The following is a 23165-nucleotide window of genomic DNA, read 5'->3' as shown; positions in this document are numbered from 1 at the left end:
TTTCTATCGGAGGCACAATGCTCTACCGCTTAGCCAGAACTGGCTTTTTCAAATTGGATGCTGAAAAGGCGCATGATCTTGCCATCCAAAACTTCAAACGTTTTACCGGCACTCCTCTTGATCTCTTCTATCGTCAACATCTCCCTAATCGACCAGTAGAATGTATGGGATTAACATTCAAAAACCCTGTTGGTCTTGCGGCTGGTCTTGATAAAAATGGCGAATGTATTGATGCATTTGGTGCTATGGGTTTCGGATTCGTAGAAGTAGGGACAGTAACTCCTCGTCCTCAATCAGGAAACGACAAACCACGTCTTTTTCGTATCATTCCAGCAGAAGGGATCATTAACCGCATGGGTTTTAACAACCTAGGCGTTGATAACCTGGTTGAGAATGTAAAGAAAGCCAATTACGACGGGATTATCGGTATCAATATCGGTAAAAATAAAGACACACCAATCGAAAAGGGTGCGGATGATTATCTGATCTGTATGGAGAAGGTTTATCAGTATGCTGGTTATATTGCTGTAAACATCTCATCGCCAAATACACCGGGACTACGCACTTTACAATACGGCGAAGCACTCGATGAACTCTTAGCAGCGCTGAAGGAAAAACAAGCTGAACTTGCTAGCAAGCATGATAAATATGTTCCTTTAGCTCTGAAAATTGCACCCGATCTGAGTGATGATGAAATTAAACAGATTTGTGCATCGTTACTTAAGAACCAAATCGATGGCGTAATTGCAACCAACACTACTTTGGATCGTTCTTTGGTTGAAGGTATGAAATACGGCAATGAAGCGGGTGGGTTAAGTGGTAAGCCACTCCAATCTCGCAGCACTGAAGTGATCAAATGTTTATACCGTGAGCTAAGCGATCAAATTCCAATTATTGGTGTTGGTGGTATTGATTCGTATGTTGCCGCTAAAGAGAAATTGTTGGCTGGTGCAAAACTTGTTCAAGTTTACAGTGGCTTTATTTACCAAGGACCACGTTTGGTCGCGGACATCGTAAAAAACATCTAATTTGTCTTGCAGCGTATAGATTTACGCAAAAGTGACAAGGTAATGTAGAGAGGGAATGAGTAAATCATTTCCTCTTTTTTTTTGTTTTTCCTCTCTTAGAATGAACTTCAGTTAGTTGGCAAGGGTAATTAAGCGTTTTACCTAAATAGTCTGATAATAAATATATAGAGAGTCAGGACAATGCTTAAACCGAGTGACAAATGGAATTGGTACTACTCAGATAGTGAAGGCTATCTGATGTTAGAACTGGGTGAGGATATGGTGTTTCGCACTAACCTTAGCAGCAATCTATTAGTAGATTGCGCTTTTGCATCCAATCAATTTACCGTTGATGACGCTTCCGACTATCAAACTTATAAAGAGCGCATTGATTGTTTGAATCTCAGTGAGCCGCGCAAAGTAGAATTAGTTCTTTACTGTGTAGCTGCAAAGCGCTTCCATAAGCCAGTTCAACCAAAGAGCTGGTTCTTTGACTATCAAAGCAGTGGTTTTTCTCCAGAAGAGGGTGAAATTGTCAGCTTGGTTAATAGTAATGGCCAAGGATACTTTATCGTCTTAGAAGTAGGTGACAGCGCAAGTCTTTGTGCTCTCGTTGACCTAGAAGATTTTGCTCTAAACGGTTCGAAGCAATTGCGCTTTGGACAGGTCATTAAAGTCATGCATGATCGAATGGCTTCAGCAAATCAAATTTTTCTACCTCAGCCTATGGCGATGGTAGGCTAGTTTCCCTAGTATTTTCGTTCCTTTGTTTCATTTCCCATCGGCGTAAAGCCGATTTTTTTTGCCTAAAATTTGTCGTCGACAGTTAGGGTAACATCCGTTCCTGCTATCTCATTTTTGATTCTGACAAATTAATTACATTTATTTTCCCTCAAATGTGACATCCAAATCGCTCAAATCTCACACCCCAAGCATCAAAAAATTCCCGTTTTAGCTGATTTTGTAACTAATTTACAGTGTAAAAATGCATCTGGTATAGTCCAATTTTATAGTGAATAAATACTCACTATCGCTATGAGGCCTTAAATTATTAGCTTTAGCCTGAGCGATGATTTATCTGGCGTTTTTTGGGTAGCAGAAAGGATGTTTTGTGTTTTTATGGATTTGGGGTGTTTAGATTTGGGCAAGTTGTCCATTGTCAGTTATAATCTGACACCATTTTTATTAGCTAAAGAACAGTATGAATCAGTATCTAGCGGTAACCTCAAACGGTCTTGAGAACCTATTAGTAGAAGAATTAACAAAATTAGGGATTTCTGACGCCAAACCTGTGCAAGCAGGGGTGAAATTCAAGGCGTCAAACGAGCAAATATACCGTTGTTGTTTATGGAGCCGACTTGCTTCACGATTTGTACGTGTTATTACAGAATTCAATTGTCAAAATGATATGGACTTGTACCTTTCGGTGACGTCAGTGAACTGGGTCAATCATTTTCACAGCTCTAAAAAGTTTGTTGTTGACTTCAATGGTACAAACCGAGAGATCCGTAACAGTCAATATGGCGCGATGAAAGTAAAAGATGCTGTAGTTGATTGTTTTGAAAAGAAAAATCTTCCACGACCTTCGATCAGTAAAGATCATGCAGATCTTCGCATTCATGTTCGTTTGCATAACGATAAAGCGCTACTTGGGATCGATATGGTTGGTGGTGGCTTACATGTCCGAGGTTACAGACCGGAATCTGGACGTGCGCCACTCAGAGAAACTCTGGCTGCGGCAATCATTTTACGTAGTGGTTGGGATGTTTCTAAGCAACTGCTAGACCCTATGTGTGGTTCAGGAACCTTATTGATTGAAGCTGCAATGATGGCAGCAAATATCGCTCCTGGACTTAAGCGCGAGAAATGGGGTTTTGAATCGCTTCAAGATTTTGAGCCAGAGCTTTGGGCAGAGGTGAAATCTGAAGCGAGTGTTCAAGCAAGAAGGGGTGTCAATAAAGCTGACGCTAAGTTTTTTGGCTTAGATAACGATAGTCGCGTTCTTAAAACAGCTAAAGATAATGCTCGACGCGCTGGTGTAGAAAACTTGATTCAATTTGAACTTGGTGATGCTTCTCTGCTTAAGAAGCCACAAGGTTTTGAGAATGGCGTTATTGTGTGTAACCCACCATACGGTGAGCGTTTGGGTACTCATCCTGGCCTGATTGCGCTCTACACTGCATTTGGTGCTCAACTGAAATCAGAGTTTGGTGGTTGCCAGGCATCTATCTTCTCTAGCTCAGACGAACTGCTAAGCTGTTTGCGTATGCGCGCGGAGAAACAGTACAAGCTGAATAACGGTGCGTTACCTTGTCACCAAAAGAACTATTCAATTTCTGCTCGTGAACGTTCTGAAGATGAGCAGCAGTCACAGTCAACACAAATTGCTCCAGATTTCTCAAATCGATTGAAGAAGAACATTGGCAAGATTGGTAAATGGGCGAAACGAGAAGGTTTAGACTGTTATCGTATCTATGATGCCGATCTTCCTGAATACAACGTGGCGATTGATGTTTATCAGGACCAGCTAGTTATCCAAGAGTACGCAGCGCCTAAGAATATTCCAGAAGAGAAGGCGAAACGTCGTCTTACTGACATCATTCGAGCTGCGATTCAGGTGACGGGAACAAACGCAAACAATGTGGTTCTAAAAGTTCGTCAGAAGCAAAAAGGTACGTCTCAATATCAAAAGTTTGCACAGCAGTCCCAAACAATGGAAGTCAGCGAGTATGGTGTAAAGCTGATCGTTAACTTACATGACTACTTGGATACAGGTCTTTTCTTAGATCATAAAATCACTCGTCGTAAGTTAGGTGAGATGGCTCAAGGCAAAGACTTCTTGAACTTATTTGCTTATACCGGCTCAGGTACCGTACATGCGGCTTGTGGTGGGGCAAAATCAACCACTACGGTTGATATGTCAAACACCTACCTTGAGTGGGCGAAAGACAACATGAAGCTAAATGGTCAAGTAGGGCGTCAACATCAGTTTATCCAAGCGGATTGCCTTCAGTGGCTGGAGCAGGCATCGGGTCAATACGATTTAATTTTTATCGATCCACCAACGTTCTCCAACTCAAAGCGCATGGAGCAGTCTTTTGATGTTCAAAGAGATCACATTCAATTGATGAAGAACCTGAAGCGCATCCTACGTGAAGGTGGCACCATCGTGTTCTCTAACAATAAACGTCACTTTAAAATGGATATGGAAGAGCTAGACAACTTGGGCTTGGAAGCGAAAAACATTTCAGCACAAACGCTGCCACTCGATTTTGAACGTAATAAGCACATCCATAACTGTTGGATCGTTACTCATAAGCAACTCTAGTAATTAAATAATAGGGAAGGTTGAGTGATTACTTTATACAGTACTGAAGGCTGTCATCTATGCGAGATGGCCTTCGCATTACTTAATCAAGCAAATGTCGCTTCTCAAGTTGAGGTGGTTGACATTGCATTCGACGATGAACTGTTTTCTCGTTACGGGGTAACGATACCCGTAGTCTCATATCAAGGCTCAGAGCTTAACTGGCCTTTTGATTTTTCAGAATTAACTCACTGGTTAGAAAATAATGGCATTAATTACCATTCATAACGGTTTACTGGCTTTTGGTGATCACCCTTTACTCGATCACGCTGATTTTGCACTGCAAGAAAATGAGCGCGTGTGTTTAGTTGGCCGAAACGGCGCTGGTAAATCGACGCTAATGAAAATCATCGCAGGAGAAATTCTGCTGGATGATGGCAAAATGCAAGTAATGCAAGATGTCGTTGTCTCTCGCTTAGAACAAGACCCACCGCGTAATGAGGAAGGCACAGTTTTCGACTATGTCGCTGGTGGCTTGCAAGAGGTAGGTGAACACCTGAGGATCTATAACGATCTGCTCGATCTGGTTGCGGTTGACCCATCTGAGTCCAATATTAAGAAGCTTTCCAACGTTCAAGAACAACTAGAACATTCTGGCGCATGGCGTTTTGAAGACAGAATTCAGAATGTGTTAGCCTCGTTAAAACTTGATGGTCATACAAAACTTACCGATCTTTCGGGTGGCTGGCAGCGTAAAGCTGCATTGGCTCGAGCGTTGGTGTGTGACCCTGATGTATTGCTTCTTGATGAGCCTACCAACCACCTAGACGTTACGACCATTGAATGGCTGGAAGGGTTTTTAAAGGACTTCCGAGGCTCAATTATCTTTATTTCTCACGACCGCTCGTTCATTAAATCTATGGCAACTCGAATTGTAGATTTAGATCGTGGTCAATTGAATTCTTTCCCAGGCAACTATGAAAATTATCTCAATGAGAAAGAAGAGTTACTGCGAGTAGAAGAGCTACAAAACGCTGAATTTGACAAGAAATTGGCTCAAGAAGAAGTTTGGATTCGTCAGGGTATTAAAGCTCGTCGTACTCGAAATGAAGGTCGAGTAAGAGCACTGAAACAGCTTCGTCAAGAACGTAGTGAAAGACGTGAAGTGCAGGGGAAAGTTAACCTGCAAATTGATGATGCAGCCCGTTCAGGAAAGATTGTATTTGAAGCAGAGAACTTAAGTTACTCGATTGATGGTAAATGCCTCGTTGATAACTTTAGCTTCAATATTATGCGCGGCGATCGCATTGCTCTAATTGGCTCGAATGGTTGTGGTAAGAGTACACTGCTGAAGCTTCTTTTGGGGCAGTTGGAGGCGGACAGTGGTCGTTTGCATTGTGGTACGAAGCTGGAAGTGGCCTATTTCGATCAGTATCGTGAAGTTTTAGATCCTGAAAAAACGGTTATAGACAACCTTGCTGATGGTAAACAAGAAGTGACTGTAGGGGGGCGTCAACGGCACGCGTTGAGCTATCTTCAAGATTTCTTGTTCGCTCCTAAACGCGCAAGAACACCAGTAAAAGCGCTGTCAGGCGGTGAGAAAAACAGACTTCTACTCGCTCGTCTGTTCCTAAGATCCAACAATTTATTGGTTCTAGATGAACCAACCAACGATTTAGATATCGAAACTTTGGAACTTTTGGAAGATTTGCTTGCCAATTATCAAGGCACTTTATTGTTAGTCAGTCACGACCGTGAGTTCGTCGATAATACAGTGGCCACGAGTTGGATTTTTGAAGGTAACGGGAAAATAGAAGAGTTTGTCGGTGGCTATCACGATGCTCAGCAGCAGCGTTCTCAAGTGCTGCAATCACGTAATGTCGAAAACGTCGTCAAACAAGAAAAATCGGTTGAGCCAGCTCCCAAATCGGAGCCTGTGAAGCCTAAGTCTAAGAAGTTATCTTATAAACTGCAGCGTGAATTAGAAACTCTGCCGCAAAAGCTCGAAGAATTAGAATCTGAAATCGAAGCAATGCAAGAGCAGGTTAACGATGCAGATTTCTTTAGTCAGTCTGTAGATGTGACACAACCAATTTTAGACAAGTTAACTGCGAAAGAGCAGGAGCTTGAAATTGCATTTGAGCGCTGGGAAGAGCTCGAAGCAATGCAACAGGATAGTTAATGGATTTTATGAATAGAAAATTGTTTAAGCTGAGCGTAGTGAGCTCAGCGATTCTTGCCACCACACAGGTTTCTGCTGCGCTTTATAACGTAATGGAAGTTACGCCAAGTACTACATATAGCTATAAGAGTTCTTATGGTGTGGCTATTGAACCCGCTACAACAACTGGAGCGAGTGACAACTGTTTTGTAAGTAGTGTTGCAGGTTCCAAGGCATGTGACAGTTATATTCTGGGGGGGGAAACTCGTTTAGTAGAAATGAACTCAGGTTCGGAAGTTGATGGCTTAAGCTTCCGAGAAGAAGCGCCATTTGCGATGAACCGCCAGTTTAATTTAATCCAATCGTACGATGATTTCGAAAACTATTGTAAAGCTCAACTAGGTTATTCTACTTGTAACCAGTGGGCGAGTACGCGCTGGAATATCTGGTCTGCTGAAATCAACGGTAATGCAACACCAAACTCGATTGGTTTTATAGGTGCCTCAACGACTAGTGATGAAGTTTATGATTCTGCTAACGTCGTCATAAATAGTATTTCAGATTCCGGAAAAGCGATTGGTATTGATTCTGGTTTTGCTAACGTTACAAACTTTAGAAGAAATTCGGTAACAGCTCGCACAGAAGACAAGGTACCTTCAGGTTATTTACAAACCAGAGCTTGGAAATCTAACGGTACATACACTGCGGGCAGCCTATCAAAAGAACAAGCTACGGCCGATAATGGTACATTCTACTCTTCTCATCCAGCTCTTTGGGAAAACAGTAGTGGTACAGCGGTAGAGATTCCGTGGGTAAGTGGTACTGCATTAGCTTCATCTAACAATATCGCAGAAGGAAGTATGCGTGATTTTGTTGTTGTCGATAACGTTATTTACGGAGTAGGTTTCAATGCTTATGACTCGTCATTCAATTATATGAATGCAACGGTATTTAAGCTCGATCTCAACACTCATACATTTGATACCCAATCCGCATGGACATCAACGGTTGTGAATGATGCAACTGTTGTTATCGGCTCTGACACCGTTCATACAAACTCAGTTATTACATCAGTAAACAAGAATAAAGTTGCTATTGGTAGCGCAAAGAGAACGGGTAATACACCTTACAACGGTTCAGCCTCAAACCGACTATTCATTGTTAATGATGTTTCTGCGTCAACATTGAACGCCGTTTATCCAACTGGTGGCATCCTGTTTGCTGGTGCTGGCGGTCAAGCGGGAGCCATTAATAATTATAATGAGATTGTAGGCCAACTTGATTTTGCCGATACCCGTGAAATAGACGGAAAACCAAGAGTGAAACGCGGATTTATATATCCATATAATGCGACTGGTAGTGACGCAACGCGCATGAGTCGCTTTGCAAACAAAGCTTGGTACTTAGATGATTTAACGAATGACGGCTCATTGTCAGGTAATAACCAATATCGCGTTGTGGATGCTACGGATATTAATGATGCTGGTGTTATTTCTGGTGCTGCACTGAAGTGTAGTGGTGGATACAGTACTACTGCTCACAATGCTACATGTAATGGAACTGAAACGGTTGTTGCTGTGAAACTAGTACCGATTGCAGGTGCTACGGCGAGCGATATTAGCCAACGTTCTATCGATACAACAACCTCAGAGCGCTCTGGTGGTAGTTTAGGGGTATGGAGTTTAATACTTCTGACTTTAGGTTGGTTCCGTAGAAAATAGTCATTTTTTGTCAAGAAAAGCACAAGCTCACAAAAATAGGCTTGTGCTTTTTTTTGACTTGAGAAAGATGAGGTTTTGCGCGATTCTTTATGGTGTGGTCATAAAAGATCCACACGAATGTAATAGTTGTAAGTAAGACACGAGTTACTGTATGAGGACTGCACTATGAAGAGACAAAAGCGTGATCGCCTTGAAAGAGCACAATCTCAAGGTTATAAAGCTGGTTTAAATGGACGATCTCCCGAGGAGTGTCCATACCAACAAAGTGATGCTCGTTCATATTGGCTAGGCGGTTGGCGTGACGCAAGAGATGACAAAAACTCTGGTCTCTATAAATAACCCCCACATACTAAAGGATCTTAAGCCCCGAAAGGGGCTTTTTAGTATCTAATAGTTATGACGCACTATAACTAAATATTTAGTGTAAAATTAAAACAGCCAGATAGCTGCTTTAATTAATAAACAGGAACTAAAATGCAGAAGTGTCTTGGAAGAGACCAACTTTCAGATCTTTAGCTACATAGATTTCTTTACCGTCGACTAATACGCGACCATCAGCTAGACCCATTACAAGCTTGCGATTTACTACACGCTTCATGTTGATTTCATAAGTCACTTTTTTAGCCGTTGGTAGAATCTGTCCAGTAAATTTAACTTCACCAACACCAAGTGCACGGCCTTTACCTTTGCCGCCAACCCAGCCTAAGAAAAATCCAACAAGTTGCCACATTGCATCTAGACCTAAACAACCAGGCATTACTGGGTCACCAGGGAAGTGGCAATCGAAGAACCATAAATCTGGAGTGATATCTAACTCAGCAATAATTAGACCTTTACCAAATTCGCCTTCAGTTTCAGACATTTTGCTTATACGATCCATCATCAGCATGTTTGGTGCTGGTAACTGAGGGTAACCTGGGCCAAATAGCTCACCACGGCTAGAGGCTAGTAGGTCTTCACGATTATATGAGTCACGTTTGTTTTGCATTATCAATTACTCCAATTTCTGATAGGGTGCATGTTAGTGAACACGTGTACGCCAGACAACTCCGATCAGTACTAAACAAACCAGTTTTTGATACGTTCCACAAACCCAACTGGCTGAACATGTTTTTCAAAATTTTCAATACGTTCTGCAATTTTGCTAATTACGCTGTCTTCATCTTCGCCTCTGAATGGTTTACCCATCACAAGAGGAACAACTTCGTCGACATGTGACACTGGCCAAATATGAAACTCTCCATTCTTAATGCTTTCTACTACAGATTTATGAAGAGCCAAATGTTTCAAATTACTTTGAGGAAGGATCACACCTTGTTCACCAGTAAATCCTTGATGTTGACAAACATGATAGAAGCCTTCAATTTTTTCATTTAAACCACCAACTGCTTGTACTCGGCCGAATTGGTCTACGGCTCCCGTAACGGCAATTTGCTGATTAATAGGGTATTCAGAAAGTGCACTGACTAATGAGCATAGTTCAGCTAAAGATGCACTGTCACCATCAACTTCACAATATGACTGCTCAAAAACAACAGATGCTGAATAAGGAAGAGGGACGTCTAAATCAAGTTCACTACTCACAAAGGCTTGCATAATCATCATGCCTTTAGCGTGCAAGTTTCCACCTAATTCAACCTTGCGCTCTACGTCAGCGATATCACCATCACCAAAGTGAATAACACAGGAAATTCGCGCAGGCTCGCCATAAGAAACAGGGTGTCCAGCAATATCGACAACCGTTAAGCCGTTAACTTGACCAACCTGTTCACCTTGAGTCTCAATAAACACTTGTCCGTCGAGGATATCGTCTAAAGCCCGTTCAGGTAAGTAGGATTCTCTGTAATGACGTGCATCTATTGCCGTATCTAGGTGAATAGCTTCAATTACATCACCTTTTGCTTCTATAGCTGCTTCTTCTAATAAAGCTCTGTGCCACATAACACACAGTGGTGCATAGTGTTGATCTTCCGTATATCGGGCTCCTGCAGTCATTAAGCTTACAAGTGCTTTAATACTTAGCTGAGGAAGTGCGTAGTAATCACATAGCCATTTAACAAATGATAAATATTGGGTTATCGAATCAGAATCAATCTTTACATCCAGCTCTAACTCACTGTAAATGCAAAGCCCGGAGTGAATATCCGCGTCAAGAAAATCAACATCACCGAGTTGGCTTCTATCGCCAACAACAATTAATTTCACATCATATTGACTGTAGATTACATCTTCGATAATTGATTTAGGATCACAGTTAAATGGAGCAACGGGCGTACCAAGAATGGCTGATTTCAAAATAGGCCACTGGCGTGGATTGGCTAAAAGCAAATTAGCGGAAACGATAAGATAACCGCCATCAGCTTGTGATATCAGGCTTTTAGATTTAGAGACAACATGACCATTTTCGGATTTTACTTGTCCTAAAATTGCCTCCATATCAAGAGATTCGGTTGAAACAACAGGTTTGTCTTCAACCATGCTTTCCAATTTTTCTTTTAGCAAAGAGCGGTATATTGAATTGTCAGGGGCATTAACAATCAAGACACGGCTAAATCCTCTAATGTTTAGAAATCTGTCGATTGCTTTTGTTAACCTAGATTGAGTATCGATTAGCGAGATCGGCTGTAGGTTAGGGTACTGTTCGAGTTGAACGTGAAATTCATCGTACTGGGGAGTTGCAAGGCGCCAAATATCTTGAGTCATTGAATTACTGAATTGATTGTTAAGAGACAAAGAATTATATAGAAAAACCACTAGTTCGAATAGCACACATGATGAATGATCTTCCTCTAGTTTTTGTTAGGATTAATTTGAACATAAAATCGGGTTGGGTTACGCTGTCACCCTGATTTTTAATGGATTGCCTCATATGAAATATCAACAGCTTGAAAACCTAGAATGTGGTTGGAAATGGCAGTATTTGATTAAGAAGTGGAAAGATGGTGAATCAATTACTTGCCATCTTGATCGTAGTGAAGCGGATGCTGCCATACAGAAATTGAAATCGATTGAACATGAACCTACATTGGTTCTGGAATGGATTGAAAAGAATATGGCTCCTGAGCTTGATAATAAGCTGAAGCAAGCCATTCGAGCAAAACGTAAACGTCACTTTAATGCAGAGCAAATCCATACACGTAAGAAGTCGATTGATCTTGATTATCAAGTTTGGGAAAAGCTTTCGACTAGAGCTAATGAGTTGGGATGTACGTTGTCAGACGCAATTGAATATCTTCTCAGCGAAGCATCTAGAAGTGAGAAAGCCAGCAAAGCTGTGTCAAACTTAAAAGAAGATTTGAGTAAGTTGCTATCTAATTAGGAGTTAACTCATGCTGTACGTAATTTTAATCGCTGCTTTAATCATTTTCTGGCTTGTAGCTGTTGATAGGCCTGTACTTAAAGTTACTTTTAAAGATGGTACTTTAAGTAAAGTAAAAGGTCATTTTCCTCCAACTTTTAAACATAACGTCGCTGAGATTGCAGAAGTAACGCCGTTTAGCGGTGAAATGAAGGTATATCAGCAACGTACAGGCATGAAATTAGTATTTACAGAGCAAGTTCCTAAAAAAGTTCAACAACGAATTCGCAACGTATTTCCGCATCAAGGATTTAAGAGTTCTGGTGATAAAACTAAGAAGAGCCGTTGAATAAATAACGATAAATCATAGAGATAAGGTGCTAATTAGGCGCTTTATCTTTACCATATCTAAGTGCGCATTATGTCCCGTTACGGTAAATTTCCCTTATTTAACAAAATCTTATAGAACGATGTTTTTATACACTTTCTCAATGGGAGTGTCTAGACATGCATAAAAATCGACTTTTTCGAGAATTCGAATGTGGGTTAAGCGTCGAAGAAACGGCTGAATTGTGTTTCAAAAGTGCGAGGACTGTCACGGATTGGGATAGAGGGCATATGATCCCTCCAGAATGCAAAAGGCTTATGCGTTTAGCGAAATGTCGTCAATTGAGCCATCTTGAGTGCTGGCAGCAGTTCAAAGTGATCCACGATAGACTCGAAATTCCTACCGGTCAGTTAGTCTCTCCTCAACAAATCGTTATTGGTATCGGACTGCTAGCTATTCAGTCTGAACTGGAGTTGAAAACCACATCAAAAGTTCTGCGTTACGCTCGAGCATTAGCCCAAATGTTGAACAATTCTAAAGTAGCCCGATAAATAGACGAAGGCGATTTATCAATAATGTGTTTCTTTGCTAAATCGCTTTACCTACTTAAGTGCAAACTAACTAATCTTCATCTTCCCATAGGTTTTCAATATTTTTTATTTCATTGTTGATCCTTTCAAATACTTTGTCGTAATTCCCGTTGAACGAGTATTCTTTTCCGTTCGTGAGGTCTAAAACAACGTATTCAAACCCATCTTGCCCCACAGTATCTTCCATTAATGCACACATAATGTTTGCTCTCTCTTGCGTCATCTTATCGCTGCTACTGAAATGTAGCTTAACGAGCCGGTGAACCCCAGCAATGACTAAATGCAGTTCTGGGTTACAAGTTATATCCGTCTGGGAGTAATGGTAATAGTCTCTTTCTGAGGTGAAGGCCTGTATATTCTTACCCGATTGCCAATCTCTGAACGTATTGGCAATTAGCTCATACTTTAATTTTTTTGAGCCGCTTTGTTTATTACAAATGGCATAGAGATGGGATATGTGACGTTTGCCAGTAAAAAGGTGTTTAATAGCATTTCTAAGTGGACCATAGTAATCACGGTAGTGGGCATAATCTTCGCGATGGGATAGTCGCTTGATCTTAGTTTTTTTGGGAGATCCAGATTTAACTACTACCAGTGAAAAGTCAGACATGCTTAATGTTGGCATCGCGCTACTCCATATATCAATCCTAGTAACAAAGTAGTAGTTTCAATATGTTTCATCCTCTTTTAGTAACTGTTTTTAATATGATTTCTATGCTTACATCTAAATCTGTGATTAAGAGCACGATGTACCATTACGTAAGGCGATGTATTATTTTTTTGATGTAGCTCGAACAAGAGCCTAGTTGATTAGGCGGTTAAAAGACAACTCAGGTATAAGGCAGCCTTTTTTATGAAGTATGTTATAAATGAAAAGGTTAATAGCCAATCAAAACCAACGTTTCCGCCAATTCGAATGTGGTCTGACTATTGAAGAAACAGCTCAACTATGTTGTAAGAACATAAAAACGGTACAAGCATGGGATAACGGTCGCCCGATTCCTGATTGCTGTCGCCGTCTGATGAGGCTTAGTGCAGGAAGGATTATTAGCCATAAAAAGAATTGGGAAGATTTCAAAATATCCCATGATCATATCGTTACACCCACCGGTGAAACCATTGCACCTCAACAAATTCTTTTAGCTCAAGCGCTCATGTATGGGCAAAGCCAAGAAACTTTTCAAACTAGCTCAAAGCTATTAAGACTCGCTAGAGCTGTAGCGAAGATATTAGTTTTAGAGAGACGCTAAACGTCCCCAAAACAGAGAACGCCGATAGTTCGGTGGAATTTACCCCCGTAATACAGATTCGGGGGTTTTGCCTTTCCTTCAAGCGCATCACGCTTGTGCGTGCGCTCGTTCCGAGCACACACTCAATCGTAATTGCGCTTTAACTGTAAGACGGAAAGCCGCTATTCGTATGCTGCAAAGCTATGAGCAACTTTTGGCGTTTTAGGTTATTAGGTCGTTTGGCTTGGCAGTAAGGGGGAATTTGTTGCCATCAGAAGACTAGGGAAGCTCCGCGCCATTTGACGACACGAGACACTCAGCATTTGCGTGGGCTTGGTGCATCGGTCGCGTGAGACGCTCCCTTATCCCTGCGGGACGAGCGTAAACGGTTTGGTCATACAACTTGAAAACAAGACTACCAAGGCCAATTAGGTCTGCAAGTAATTGGTTGTTTTCATTACCTGTGAGATTTAAACTGTTATCAAACAAATTTATGGAACTCACAATGACTCTACTTTCCCAGATAGAAGATAAACGCAAAGAAATCTTTACCGACTCCTATCCGATGTCAATTGGTGAACTAGTCAATCTATATAAAGATGGTGACTTGGAGATAAATCCAGCCTTTCAGCGCTTTTTCCGGTGGTCTCAAAGTCAAAAGGTAAGGCTGATAGAATCAATTTTACTAGGCATTCCATTGCCGTCGATCTTTGTTGCTCAGCGCGATGATGGAGTTTGGGACTTAGTCGATGGTCTCCAAAGAATTGCTACTATCTTAAGTTTCATGAATGAGCTTAAAAATGAACAAGGTCAAATAGAAGAAGCTTTAAAACTTTCTGCTACAGAATACCTTCCGCTTCTTGAAGGAGTTACATGGCACAATGAGGATAATCGTTTTGATTCCTCTCTTAAGCGTTTGTTTAAAAGAGAAAAAATCGAGATAAAAATAATTAAAAAAGAAAGCGACACCAGTACGAAGTTTGAGTTATTTCAAAGACTGAATACTGGAGGATCTCAACTCTCTGACCAAGAAGTCCGCAATTGTTTACTAATTATGTTAAACGAGGACTTTTATAAAATCCTCGTCGATCTTTCTAAGGATCAGAACTTCAATGAAACCATTAGTATTACAGAGCGACTTTATGAAGAACGCTATGAAATGGAGCTAATTCTGAGGCTTTTAGCTTTAGCAAACACTCCTGATGATGAATTAAAAAATATACCTGACGTTTCAGACTTTCTAACAGATAAGCTAAAATTCTTTTCTGATGGTGAGATGAACTGGAATAATGAAAAACAACATTTAGCGAAAACTTTTCGTATTATTAATGCAACTCTGTCTGACAATGCTTTTAAACGAAAAGTGGGCGTAGATTTCAAAGGAGGGTTTCAACTTTCAATTTTTGAAGTTATTGCCGTTGGAACATACCTTTATTTAAAAACTGGTCATGATGAAGCATTACTACCAGATCTACTTAGAAAAATTAGTAATGAATTAGGGACAAATTATGTATTTACGAAATACAGCGGTTCTGGCTCAAAAGCAAATTATCGCTGGCCTAAAATAGTTCCCCTAGCCAAAAGCTTATTCATGAATGAAAATTAAAAGCAAAGAACAATTTCTTGATGTAATTCAAGCTGAGCGAGCATGGAGGAGAAAGGAACTTTCCAACATGAAGTCACTGATTCATCAATCTCGCGACGCCCATCAGGATATGCTTGTTAGAGCTGGCATTTTGCTGCTCTATTCACATTGGGAAGGTTTTGTAAAAAAAGGTTGTGAGGCGTTCTTTACATACCTTAACTTTAAGGCGCACAAGTATAGTGACCTAAAGCCAAATTTTTTGGCTGTAGGTCTAATTGAGCAATACAATGGGCATTTTCCACCCAAAAAAGTGAGTGCTTATTTTTCGGCTGTCGACTCAATTTTAAATTCATTCCATGGTGAAAAGTTTAAAATTGATGTTCAAATTAGAGTCGATACAAAAAGTAACCTAACTAAAGATGTATTAATTGATTTGCTAAGCATGGTTGGACTAGACCCAACACACTTTGAAAACCATCAAGGTGATATTGACCATAAACTTGTAAAATATAGAAATGCTATTGCACACGGAGAAAGAACCGAATACAACCCAGATCTTTACATCGACTCTACTCAGTTTAATGATTTATTTGACCGAATTAATGGTCTAATTAATCATTTTGAAAGTATGATCATAAATCATGTCGAGCTTGAGGGTTATGTCGTATGACTACTGTTATACGACATTATTCTAAAAGAGTGCTTCAGTATAATTACTCATTTAATATTGAATAGTTGGTATAACGTATTGTTTTATTTGTTTAGATATCACCTCAAGACGATATGTACTTGTATAAGTTAATAACAGCTTAAAAAAGTACGCATATCTATGTTTCTTCCACATACAACACTACATCAAGTGTCCTATTGCTGGTTTTCTCCGACTCAGAACGGAACAAAACGCCTAGATAGGGAATATCACCAAGCACCGGCACTTTCATGGTGACGGTTTGTGAATCTTTCGCCATCATGCCGCCAAGCGCAATAGTTTGACCGGATTTGACCGTGAGAACGGTATCGATTTGTCGCTTACTCGTGACAATGTCACTGGCTTCCACGGATTTATCAACACGACTAAGTTCTTGTTTTATCCTGAGTTTAATATCGCCATTCAAACCAATCATAGGTTGCACCCAAAGCGATAAGCCTACGTCTTTACGCTCGATAGTCTGAAACGGTTTGCTGCTTCCGTCTGTCTCAGTGGTGTACGAACCGGTGATGATAGGCAGCTCCTGACCAACACTAATCAATCCACTGTGACCGTGCAGGATACTGATTTCAGGGCGGCTCAATATCTCGGTCTTATCGTTGGACTCAATCCAACGCACAAACGCATTAAAATCATCACTGGTCGCGGTGAAGTTGGGAGAGCCGGTCAAGAACGCAATTGCCGAGCCATCAAACGCCGTCTTAATCGCACCGGCACCAGCGGCGAGATTCACCGTTAAGTCTCGTAAGTCACCGTCAACGGTTTCCACAATCACAGCGCGTATCTTCACTTGTTTAAGTGGCTTGTCGACTGTATCGATAAACTCGGCAATGTCACTGTGCATCGATTTGGGCGCGGTAATCATCAACGCAGAGCCAGCAATGATACTGTCAACGTTGGTCACATCAGGTACATCGAGCACGGACGATTGAACAACCAGAGACTTTCTCAGCGGCTCCAGTAAATCATCGGCGGTGAGATAGAGCAGCTTATACGTGCGCGTGACGATTTCATTGCCGCCGGTGAGTTTGTTGCGTTTGTCTACGCGAATGATGGAACCTGATTCAATGTAAGTAAGGTTATGAGCGCGCATGACGCTGAACCACACATCACGAAAGTTCGCCGCACCCGAGGCTTGATAGAGCTTCAAGTCACCGTTTACAGACGGGTCAACGATGATGGTCTTATCAAACACTTTGCTTGAAATAATAAAGAACTCATTGAGCGTCTTACCGGCTAGGTTTGCTTCAAAGGCAAAGGCTCGGGAAGCGAGGCACAGTAAGGCGAGGGCAAGAATACGTTTCATTAATAGAGTCCACCTTTATTAAGCGTGACATTGTCACTATTTGTGCGATTTCGGGCTGTTTTACGGCGTTGATTGTTCTCGGTTGAAGCCTCAAATGGGTCAAAGTAGCCATAGCGAGCAATGTTAAAACAGGCGCTATCTTGCATGGCATAAGCGCTGCCTTGTTGGGTGAAACAGCTGCATTGCTTTCTAACAATCACACAAGTGAGTTCAGGATAGTGATTCGCATCGAGCGTGAGCCCGTCATACACCGGCGCGGAGAACGGCAAAGAATCTAAGCGCGGAAGGAACTTTTCTATATATACTGTGTTTATATCCAGTATTTTTAAGTCTTCCGTATTTTCGGCACTTTCGGGGGCTGGGGCTTCACTGTGAACAGTCTCGACCGTGGGCGGTGTGACCTGTTTTTGAAACCACGAATAGAGGTAGAACGCCGCTGCACTGATACCCAACACGCCAACGGTTAAGCCGATGATGCCTTTCTTTAACTGCGGGTCGAGCCTGACCTTTTGTGTGTGCTTAATCGAGCTGAGATACACGCCATAGTATTTGTTATCGCGTTTGACTTTCTCTTTCTCGGCTTTGGCAAGCTCGGTTTTATTGGCTGGGTCAAAGCCTTCAATGTGAAAGTATCGATGCAGCCAGTCACCGCCGATGAACTCGTAATGGACGTAATACTGCATACGTCTGCGGATGATTTGGTCAACGTCTTTGAAGTCTTGAGAGATGTAGACCAAATCAATGCCTTTGTGCCGGTGCGTGGTCACGAACTTCACGTCCGGCGATACGGTTTTACCGGCAGTGCGATTGCCCCAAATGTTCTGAACTTCATCGACCAGAATCACCGAACCGGCAGGAAGCGTGTGGATTTCCGTTGGATCATCAAACGATGTCCAAGATAGGTTCAGGTGTTCAATGTCTTGATAAGTTATCGACTCTTCATCGAGTTCAAGCACGGCTAAGGCTTCTTTAAACGAGGCGAGGCGCTTAGGGGATGCCAGTTTCTTGAACCAGTAAAGCCACTGCTTAAACGGTTCGTGCTTCTTGTAGTGAAAACCCAGATAGGGCAAATCTTCTAGGGTTGCCAGACGTTGCTCAGTCTCGATGCGTAACAGTTTCGCTTCTAACTCTTTGTTGTGACTGTTTGCTGGAAAATACACGCCATAGAGCCAGCCCTGAAAGCTGTTACACACGTTGTAGTCGAGCAGCATCACCCGAATGCCGTGATAGAACACAGGGCGGTCGGCGAAGTTGTCGTTCTCGATGATAAACTTGATGGCGTTAAGACTTTTTCCTGTCCCCATGCCACCACTGAAACCGTGCAACATTGGTCAGGCTCCTTATGCTGGGTCGACCGGTTTACGCCATGAAGGACGATAGCCGGTAGCAGACATTAACCCGTTTAACGTGAACGAGAACACCACACAAGTGAGCACCACGTTGATATAGGTATCCACGCCAGCCATTGCCATGAGCGCGGCAAGTTTCGGAGTGACGCCGTTCATGTTCGACTGTATGTAATCGGCAATCGAATCCATCGCCACCGATACGCCGGTGTAAGCGACCAAAGAGAACCCGACCGAGAGCGCGACATACGTTGCTAGACCTTTTGCAATGCTGGGAATGAGCGGAACCAGCACCGTGGCTAGAAATCCAATGAAATACTGCATATTAAACGGCTCCTTGTGTGCGACCGATGATGAACAGACCCGTTAACCACGCAAAGGCGATCAATAGGGGGCGTAATAGCTCCGCATAGCGACAAGCGGGATCAAACTTAAACTCAATGGTTTTACTGTCACCAAAGGCACGAAACGAAATACGCTCAGGGGCAGGACAGGCACCGCTACCAAACGACACACCGTTGCTTAAGTACTTTTTATTCATGCGTGAGTAATCAACGGTTTCGTTTTGCACTATTAACGCTTCGTTGTTGAGTAACTTGATACCTTTAAATGCTTCTTCTAACTGGGCGAATTCGGCAACAGTACAGGTGTCTTCATACTGAACTTTGAGCAGGGCGCATTGAATGACATCACCACGACACTCAAATATCGATTGATCACAATCGGCGTTGGCCATTGGTGGGTCGGTTTTTTCTTGTTCTTCTTTGGGCTTTTCTTCTTTGCCGGTCTCGTTCGGTATGACTGCACTATTATCGCCTTGGATAAGATGCTCCAGCATTTCACGCATTAGCCCAAGTTGATGCTGGGAAAACTCATTGCCACGCGAGAGCTGCTCAAGCAGCTGACCGCCGAGGCTTTTCAAGTTGCTGTTGACGTTCTCCAGATGCTGATTAGAGAGCGAGACTTCCCCGACAATCGCGTTGTCACCAGCGGAGAGTTCAGGGCTGTCGGGCTTTTCAGTCGGTGTAGGATTCGGCTCAGGTGTCGGCTCTGGCTGCTGCTGCTTTTCACACAGCTGCGGATTCAAATCGCAGAAGTTCGGGTTTTCTGTGGGGACTTGTGCGCCGGTGCCAGTTGAGCCACTACCGGCACCGTTCTTGGAGCCATCAAGAGGCGGTAACTCAGGAATAGGTTCATCGGTCTTTTCGGTTTGTGGCGGTAGGGCGCAGGTTTCTTTGCTTGGGTCACAATAGGCGACATCCTTGGGTGCTTTCTCACACGTTAAACCCACAATGCAACCGTTAGGGGTATAGTTACAGCTTGAAGAGAGGTTCGGTGTTTTTTGTCCCTCCACATCCTGGCATGACCATCGATAATCGGTTTCCCATAACTGAGTATTGGGATTGCCTATCTGACAAGCGTATTGCGCTTGTTGAAAATCTTGTTGAATGTCGGGTGAATCACAGGTGGTTTTCTGTTCACAATCGATAGCTGGATAAACGGGCTTTTCTCCAACCTCACAGTGCTGAGTCTTATAGCTATCTATCAAAACATAGAGGTCAATGTTCCGATACCCAACATATAGACGTTCATATCTTGTGCCCCCGTATAAATCCGAAAGGTACACCCAGTGGGCTGGGCGGCTACTGTTAGAAGCCTGTAGAAAGCTTTCAATGTCTTTTATACATCTGTCTTCTAATTCACTGATACTGTCGTTAGAGTAAGCTCTCATTCGACATTTCTCAGGGGAGTTTGATTGTATTTTTTCCCAATGAGGTGCGGTGTCTTGGGCTGAGCTAAACGGTGTCCACATCAGGAATGCAGTACAAATAAGCCCAATAAGAACACTGTAATTACATACATTTCTAACGTCATAACGTGCCATCCTTTAACCCTCAAGTTCGATCAAAAAAGGGCTGAATAGACAGCCCTTGAGTTAGCAAGCAAAGGCAACTTTAACCGCCGATTTTGCCCCATGCTTTTTTCGCAATGGTGAGCAACAGATAAGCGCCGCCCAGCGTGCCAATGACCACGCCAAACTCGCCAATACTGGCTACAGCATTTGTTACGTCAGGAGCCGCAGCAGATGCCGCGCCAGAAGCCATAACAAAAGCCGAAGCCAAGACAACACGTTTTACATTCATCGTTTTCATAGGATTATTTCCTTTTTTTAGTGGTGGTTAATCTTCTTCCAACACCAACAAATGGCGAGAAACAACACGGTTTCAGGCATCACTTGTTTAAGTTGGTCGAGGGTCATATACGGCGGCGTAAGCTCGGTTTTTACCTCAGCCAGCGTCACCAATTGGTAGCCGGTAGAACAGTCTTTATTGTCACAAGTAATGAGATAAGTGCCTGAATTAAGGCTCATTACTTGGTCATGCCCGAGGCTTTAAAATGCGCTTTGATTTCATCATCAATCGGTACCAACTCAGTCACGATAGCGCCCGATAATGGGTCGTTCGGGTTGATTTCCATTTTCAATTCGTACTCACGGCGAGGCACTAATGCGCCGGTTTTCTCCAGCTTGAGTGCGTACTGGTAATCAAGCTGAATAGGGTGGTCAAACTGCGGATTCACATCGCCAGATTCACCCAATGTGCGGCGTTTGAACTTCTCCACGTTGATTTCACGTAGGGGACGCGAGATATTGAGCTGTGCACCATCACCACGAAAACTGTTCCAAATGATGTCCACGCCTAACACAAATACACCTTTACTCATGATTTACACTCCAATGGGTCGACTGACCGGTTTGTAATGGACTGGATGAATGCGGAATAGGTATCGGGAAAGCTGAACTTGCGCCCGTCCCGTTGCAATAATCCAATGACCTTGGGAATATCGCCGTTGAATTCTTCAATCAGCGAATTGAGGATTTTTCCGTACTGGCGGCGCATCCAATAGGCTGCCGTTAACACATCACACGCCACTCGTTTTTCAGGGCGAGGCTTGGTATTAAAGGCGGGTGCGCTACTTATAGACGCACTAAAGGCATTCAACGCGGCAAACGCGCCATCAGGATTTAATAGGGCATCGACATCCCATTTTTTCAGCTCACACTCGGTGCGATACCAAACCATGCCGTTTTGCGCCAGATTCTGCTCAAGCGCCTTGTTGTAGATACGCCAGTAAATGCGTGAGGTTCGAGAGCCAACCGTGACCATTTCTTGGCTGTAATGTTTCGCGCCATGTTCACCAAAGCGGTATTTGTGGTTCTCGTTGACCGTTGGAGAAATACCACGGGAAGCGGTTCTAAACGCATCCTCATAAGCGGCTTTTAAGGCATAGTCACAATCAAACAAGCCGTGATAGTCGTCGTAAGCCAAATCCAGACGCGCCAATTGTTGAACGCCTAACACATTGGATAACCAGCCGTGCAGCTCCCAAGATGAGATTTTAGAAAACACGTGTTTGCAGCCGGTGCCATTAATTTGAAAGTGCACCGTGTCTTGGTTGCCACCAATCCCAACGAAGCCGCAAAAATCTTCACCGTCTGCGGTCGTGAGTTTCATCGACTCGGTGTAGAACTGAAAACCAAATCCACGAGGCGCGTTCATGGTTAACCCGAGCACGTGCGTGGTGAAGATACGTAAACAACGATCTAAATAATCGGTGAACTGAATGCGGAAGAATTCGCGATAGGCTTCGATGTCTTCAATGCTGTTGGCTCTAAAGTCAGTATCAAACACCGGCTCTTGAGGAAAGAAACGCGCAAGCGGATTTATCATCAAAGTGTTACGGCGTGACTTTTTCTTCACGTCAGGGTCATGCTGATGTGTGTCCATGAACGTAGCGCGAGCACAGTGGCGCAAATCCTTTATTTTCATTGTGAAACAGAGGTAATCAATACTGACAGCCATCGAAAACCCCTAAGTTCATGCGTTGTTGTGCGGTGGTGTTGGTGATGTCCACCAACTCGTAATGCGGGATTTCGGCGTCAGCCCAAGCACACAGATGATTCATACTGCGAAAAACGTCCCATTCGGTTGAGCCGTACACAAGTACGGAAACCGAATAATCGGGCAGTAAGTCATAGTAAATCTTGGTGGTGAGCTTGAGCATTTATCGAATCCCAGCCTATAATCGAATTGCTGTGTTTCGCTAGAGATTAGTAACCAAAAATGGTGAATGCAATAGGCTCAATTTGCTGATTTTTAGCCTGAAATGATAAAAATGGAGAATATGTGATGTACCAAAACTTACTAATTGAAGCCTATAAAAAGGCTCAAAACTATGAACAAGACCAGCAAATAGCAGCGGATTTGGACATTCCAAAGCAACGAATCAGTGATTTTCGCAAAGGAAAGCGCTATATGTCTGATGAACAAGCAATTTTTATGGCAGAAAAAACAAAAATAGCACCAGAACTGGCACTGATTGGCTGTCACGTTGACCGCAGCAAAAGTGTGATCTCAAAAGAGGTCTGGGAGCGTATGGCAAAAAAGTTCAGTAAGTATGGATTACAAAGATTTTCAATGAGTTACGGAGCAATTGTTATGGGATACGGTGTGTTTCAACAATCGATTAACGAGTACGCATTATTTCGCCTTATGGTAAATCAAATTAATTAGATTT

Annotated in this window: 26 protein-coding genes; 14 read left to right on the top strand and 12 right to left on the bottom strand. The window is 42.6% G+C overall.

The window, feature by feature from the left end:
* Nucleotides 1-17: 17 nt before the first annotated feature.
* The 7 genes from pyrD to rmf all read left to right on the top strand — a co-directional run bounded on the left by pyrD (nucleotide 18) and on the right by rmf (nucleotide 8535).
* Nucleotides 18-1028, top strand: a complete 1011-nt coding sequence (pyrD, locus tag HUO09_RS09440; RefSeq protein ID WP_188233814.1) for a quinone-dependent dihydroorotate dehydrogenase — start codon at nucleotides 18-20, stop codon at nucleotides 1026-1028.
* A 180-nt stretch (nucleotides 1029-1208) separates the two neighbouring features.
* Nucleotides 1209-1751: a cell division protein ZapC gene (locus HUO09_RS09435; protein ID WP_188233813.1), complete on the top strand. Its 543-nt coding sequence runs from the start codon at nucleotides 1209-1211 to the stop codon at nucleotides 1749-1751.
* A gap of 457 nt (nucleotides 1752-2208) precedes the next feature.
* A complete protein-coding gene (gene rlmKL / locus HUO09_RS09430) occupies nucleotides 2209-4335 on the top strand; it encodes a bifunctional 23S rRNA (guanine(2069)-N(7))-methyltransferase RlmK/23S rRNA (guanine(2445)-N(2))-methyltransferase RlmL (protein ID WP_188233812.1) in 2127 nt (708 codons plus the stop codon).
* A gap of 24 nt (nucleotides 4336-4359) precedes the next feature.
* The gene (locus HUO09_RS09425) at nucleotides 4360-4602 is read left to right on the top strand and encodes a glutaredoxin family protein (RefSeq protein WP_167411823.1); all 243 of its coding nucleotides are present in this window, start codon (nucleotides 4360-4362) and stop codon (nucleotides 4600-4602) included.
* Nucleotides 4580-6496 carry an ABC transporter ATP-binding protein gene (locus HUO09_RS09420; RefSeq protein WP_188233811.1) on the top strand — a complete coding sequence of 639 codons (1917 nt, stop codon included), beginning with the start codon at nucleotides 4580-4582 and terminating at the stop codon, nucleotides 6494-6496. The genes HUO09_RS09425 and HUO09_RS09420 overlap by 23 nt, the downstream gene beginning before the upstream one ends.
* A gap of 8 nt (nucleotides 6497-6504) precedes the next feature.
* On the top strand, nucleotides 6505-8196 hold the full coding sequence (locus HUO09_RS09415; RefSeq protein ID WP_188234146.1) for a DUF3466 family protein: 1692 nt from the start codon (nucleotides 6505-6507) through the stop codon (nucleotides 8194-8196).
* 165 nt (nucleotides 8197-8361) lie between these two features.
* The gene (rmf, locus tag HUO09_RS09410; RefSeq protein WP_042482436.1) at nucleotides 8362-8535 is read left to right on the top strand and encodes a ribosome modulation factor; all 174 of its coding nucleotides are present in this window, start codon (nucleotides 8362-8364) and stop codon (nucleotides 8533-8535) included.
* 130 nt (nucleotides 8536-8665) lie between these two features.
* Here the strand turns inward: rmf and fabA are convergent, their stop codons facing one another.
* Complete coding sequence (gene fabA, locus HUO09_RS09405; protein ID WP_042482432.1) at nucleotides 8666-9184, bottom strand: bifunctional 3-hydroxydecanoyl-ACP dehydratase/trans-2-decenoyl-ACP isomerase; 519 nt, start codon at nucleotides 9182-9184, stop codon at nucleotides 8666-8668.
* A gap of 71 nt (nucleotides 9185-9255) precedes the next feature.
* Nucleotides 9256-10899, bottom strand: coding sequence for a Lon protease family protein (locus tag HUO09_RS09400; RefSeq protein WP_188233810.1), 1644 nt, complete (start codon nucleotides 10897-10899; stop codon nucleotides 9256-9258).
* Between the two features lie 166 nt (nucleotides 10900-11065).
* Between HUO09_RS09400 and matP the strand changes: the two genes are divergently transcribed.
* The 3 genes from matP (at nucleotide 11066) to HUO09_RS09385 (ending at nucleotide 12373) form a co-directional block, all read left to right on the top strand.
* Entirely contained in the window at nucleotides 11066-11515 is a 450-nt protein-coding gene (gene matP, locus HUO09_RS09395; RefSeq protein ID WP_042482429.1) for a macrodomain Ter protein MatP, read from the top strand.
* 10 nt (nucleotides 11516-11525) lie between these two features.
* The gene (locus HUO09_RS09390; RefSeq protein ID WP_188233809.1) at nucleotides 11526-11843 is read left to right on the top strand and encodes a DUF3634 family protein; all 318 of its coding nucleotides are present in this window, start codon (nucleotides 11526-11528) and stop codon (nucleotides 11841-11843) included.
* A 158-nt stretch (nucleotides 11844-12001) separates the two neighbouring features.
* Nucleotides 12002-12373, top strand: a complete 372-nt coding sequence (locus HUO09_RS09385) for a regulator (RefSeq protein ID WP_188233808.1) — start codon at nucleotides 12002-12004, stop codon at nucleotides 12371-12373.
* Between the two features lie 70 nt (nucleotides 12374-12443).
* Here the strand turns inward: HUO09_RS09385 and HUO09_RS09380 are convergent, their stop codons facing one another.
* Entirely contained in the window at nucleotides 12444-13037 is a 594-nt protein-coding gene (locus HUO09_RS09380) for a hypothetical protein (RefSeq protein WP_188233807.1), read from the bottom strand.
* A gap of 244 nt (nucleotides 13038-13281) precedes the next feature.
* Between HUO09_RS09380 and HUO09_RS09375 the strand changes: the two genes are divergently transcribed.
* The 3 genes from HUO09_RS09375 (at nucleotide 13282) to HUO09_RS09365 (ending at nucleotide 15896) form a co-directional block, all read left to right on the top strand.
* Nucleotides 13282-13662, top strand: a complete 381-nt coding sequence (locus HUO09_RS09375; RefSeq protein ID WP_188233806.1) for a DUF3653 domain-containing protein — start codon at nucleotides 13282-13284, stop codon at nucleotides 13660-13662.
* 484 nt (nucleotides 13663-14146) lie between these two features.
* Nucleotides 14147-15247, top strand: coding sequence for a DUF262 domain-containing protein (locus HUO09_RS09370; RefSeq protein WP_188233805.1), 1101 nt, complete (start codon nucleotides 14147-14149; stop codon nucleotides 15245-15247).
* Nucleotides 15237-15896, top strand: coding sequence for an MAE_28990/MAE_18760 family HEPN-like nuclease (locus HUO09_RS09365; RefSeq protein WP_188233804.1), 660 nt, complete (start codon nucleotides 15237-15239; stop codon nucleotides 15894-15896). Before HUO09_RS09370 ends, HUO09_RS09365 begins: the two co-directional genes overlap by 11 nt.
* Nucleotides 15897-16053: 157 nt before the next feature.
* On the opposite strand, the gene HUO09_RS09360 is transcribed toward HUO09_RS09365, so the two are convergent.
* The 9 genes from HUO09_RS09360 to HUO09_RS09320 all read right to left on the bottom strand — a co-directional run bounded on the left by HUO09_RS09360 (nucleotide 16054) and on the right by HUO09_RS09320 (nucleotide 22652).
* The gene (locus HUO09_RS09360; protein WP_188233803.1) at nucleotides 16054-17241 is read right to left on the bottom strand and encodes a type II secretion system protein GspD; all 1188 of its coding nucleotides are present in this window, start codon (nucleotides 17239-17241) and stop codon (nucleotides 16054-16056) included.
* On the bottom strand, nucleotides 17241-18569 hold the full coding sequence (locus tag HUO09_RS09355; protein ID WP_188233802.1) for a zonular occludens toxin domain-containing protein: 1329 nt from the start codon (nucleotides 18567-18569) through the stop codon (nucleotides 17241-17243). The genes HUO09_RS09360 and HUO09_RS09355 overlap by 1 nt, the downstream gene beginning before the upstream one ends.
* Before the next feature lie 12 nt (nucleotides 18570-18581).
* Nucleotides 18582-18911: a DUF2523 domain-containing protein gene (locus HUO09_RS09350; RefSeq protein ID WP_042487053.1), complete on the bottom strand. Its 330-nt coding sequence runs from the start codon at nucleotides 18909-18911 to the stop codon at nucleotides 18582-18584.
* A gap of 1 nt (nucleotide 18912) precedes the next feature.
* Nucleotides 18913-20472: a virulence factor TspB C-terminal domain-related protein gene (locus HUO09_RS09345; RefSeq protein ID WP_188233801.1), complete on the bottom strand. Its 1560-nt coding sequence runs from the start codon at nucleotides 20470-20472 to the stop codon at nucleotides 18913-18915.
* A gap of 70 nt (nucleotides 20473-20542) precedes the next feature.
* On the bottom strand, nucleotides 20543-20740 hold the full coding sequence (locus HUO09_RS09340; protein ID WP_188233800.1) for a major capsid protein: 198 nt from the start codon (nucleotides 20738-20740) through the stop codon (nucleotides 20543-20545).
* Nucleotides 20741-20757: 17 nt separating this feature from the next.
* Nucleotides 20758-20958, bottom strand: a complete 201-nt coding sequence (locus HUO09_RS09335) for a hypothetical protein (protein WP_188233799.1) — start codon at nucleotides 20956-20958, stop codon at nucleotides 20758-20760.
* Nucleotides 20958-21311, bottom strand: a complete 354-nt coding sequence (locus HUO09_RS09330) for a DUF1293 family protein (RefSeq protein ID WP_167412642.1) — start codon at nucleotides 21309-21311, stop codon at nucleotides 20958-20960. Before HUO09_RS09330 ends, HUO09_RS09335 begins: the two co-directional genes overlap by 1 nt.
* Nucleotides 21308-22450 carry a replication initiation factor domain-containing protein gene (locus HUO09_RS09325; protein WP_188233798.1) on the bottom strand — a complete coding sequence of 381 codons (1143 nt, stop codon included), beginning with the start codon at nucleotides 22448-22450 and terminating at the stop codon, nucleotides 21308-21310. Before HUO09_RS09325 ends, HUO09_RS09330 begins: the two co-directional genes overlap by 4 nt.
* Nucleotides 22434-22652 (bottom strand): hypothetical protein, encoded by a 219-nt coding sequence (locus HUO09_RS09320; RefSeq protein WP_102942168.1) that lies wholly within the window; start codon nucleotides 22650-22652, stop codon nucleotides 22434-22436. The genes HUO09_RS09325 and HUO09_RS09320 overlap by 17 nt, the downstream gene beginning before the upstream one ends.
* A gap of 125 nt (nucleotides 22653-22777) precedes the next feature.
* On the opposite strand from HUO09_RS09320, the gene HUO09_RS09315 reads away from it, so the two are divergent.
* Entirely contained in the window at nucleotides 22778-23161 is a 384-nt protein-coding gene (locus tag HUO09_RS09315; protein WP_188234145.1) for a DUF3693 domain-containing protein, read from the top strand.
* The last annotated feature ends 4 nt before the right edge of the window (nucleotides 23162-23165 follow it).

Source organism: Vibrio sp. Y2-5 (genome assembly GCF_014596725.1).
Taxonomy (GTDB): Bacteria; Pseudomonadota; Gammaproteobacteria; order Enterobacterales; family Vibrionaceae; genus Vibrio.
Note: the sequence above shows the minus strand (reverse complement) of the source record. Positions and strands in the feature narration are given on the sequence as shown.

Coding starts and splice junctions, on each gene's coding strand:
- pyrD (WP_188233814.1), top strand. CDS start 18: ATGCTCTACCGCTTAGCCAGAACTGGCTTTTTCAAATTGGATGCTGAA.
- HUO09_RS09435 (WP_188233813.1), top strand. CDS start 1,209: ATGCTTAAACCGAGTGACAAATGGAATTGGTACTACTCAGATAGTGAA.
- rlmKL (WP_188233812.1), top strand. CDS start 2,209: ATGAATCAGTATCTAGCGGTAACCTCAAACGGTCTTGAGAACCTATTA.
- HUO09_RS09420 (WP_188233811.1), top strand. CDS start 4,580: ATGGCATTAATTACCATTCATAACGGTTTACTGGCTTTTGGTGATCAC.
- HUO09_RS09415 (WP_188234146.1), top strand. CDS start 6,505: ATGAATAGAAAATTGTTTAAGCTGAGCGTAGTGAGCTCAGCGATTCTT.
- rmf (WP_042482436.1), top strand. CDS start 8,362: ATGAAGAGACAAAAGCGTGATCGCCTTGAAAGAGCACAATCTCAAGGT.
- fabA (WP_042482432.1), bottom strand. CDS start 9,184: ATGCAAAACAAACGTGACTCATATAATCGTGAAGACCTACTAGCCTCT.
- HUO09_RS09400 (WP_188233810.1), bottom strand. CDS start 10,899: ATGACTCAAGATATTTGGCGCCTTGCAACTCCCCAGTACGATGAATTT.
- matP (WP_042482429.1), top strand. CDS start 11,066: ATGAAATATCAACAGCTTGAAAACCTAGAATGTGGTTGGAAATGGCAG.
- HUO09_RS09390 (WP_188233809.1), top strand. CDS start 11,526: ATGCTGTACGTAATTTTAATCGCTGCTTTAATCATTTTCTGGCTTGTA.
- HUO09_RS09385 (WP_188233808.1), top strand. CDS start 12,002: ATGCATAAAAATCGACTTTTTCGAGAATTCGAATGTGGGTTAAGCGTC.
- HUO09_RS09380 (WP_188233807.1), bottom strand. CDS start 13,037: ATGCCAACATTAAGCATGTCTGACTTTTCACTGGTAGTAGTTAAATCT.
- HUO09_RS09375 (WP_188233806.1), top strand. CDS start 13,282: ATGAAAAGGTTAATAGCCAATCAAAACCAACGTTTCCGCCAATTCGAA.
- HUO09_RS09370 (WP_188233805.1), top strand. CDS start 14,147: ATGACTCTACTTTCCCAGATAGAAGATAAACGCAAAGAAATCTTTACC.
- HUO09_RS09365 (WP_188233804.1), top strand. CDS start 15,237: ATGAAAATTAAAAGCAAAGAACAATTTCTTGATGTAATTCAAGCTGAG.
- HUO09_RS09360 (WP_188233803.1), bottom strand. CDS start 17,241: ATGAAACGTATTCTTGCCCTCGCCTTACTGTGCCTCGCTTCCCGAGCC.
- HUO09_RS09355 (WP_188233802.1), bottom strand. CDS start 18,569: ATGTTGCACGGTTTCAGTGGTGGCATGGGGACAGGAAAAAGTCTTAAC.
- HUO09_RS09350 (WP_042487053.1), bottom strand. CDS start 18,911: ATGCAGTATTTCATTGGATTTCTAGCCACGGTGCTGGTTCCGCTCATT.
- HUO09_RS09345 (WP_188233801.1), bottom strand. CDS start 20,472: ATGGCACGTTATGACGTTAGAAATGTATGTAATTACAGTGTTCTTATT.
- HUO09_RS09340 (WP_188233800.1), bottom strand. CDS start 20,740: ATGAAAACGATGAATGTAAAACGTGTTGTCTTGGCTTCGGCTTTTGTT.
- HUO09_RS09335 (WP_188233799.1), bottom strand. CDS start 20,958: ATGAGCCTTAATTCAGGCACTTATCTCATTACTTGTGACAATAAAGAC.
- HUO09_RS09330 (WP_167412642.1), bottom strand. CDS start 21,311: ATGAGTAAAGGTGTATTTGTGTTAGGCGTGGACATCATTTGGAACAGT.
- HUO09_RS09325 (WP_188233798.1), bottom strand. CDS start 22,450: ATGGCTGTCAGTATTGATTACCTCTGTTTCACAATGAAAATAAAGGAT.
- HUO09_RS09320 (WP_102942168.1), bottom strand. CDS start 22,652: ATGCTCAAGCTCACCACCAAGATTTACTATGACTTACTGCCCGATTAT.
- HUO09_RS09315 (WP_188234145.1), top strand. CDS start 22,778: ATGTACCAAAACTTACTAATTGAAGCCTATAAAAAGGCTCAAAACTAT.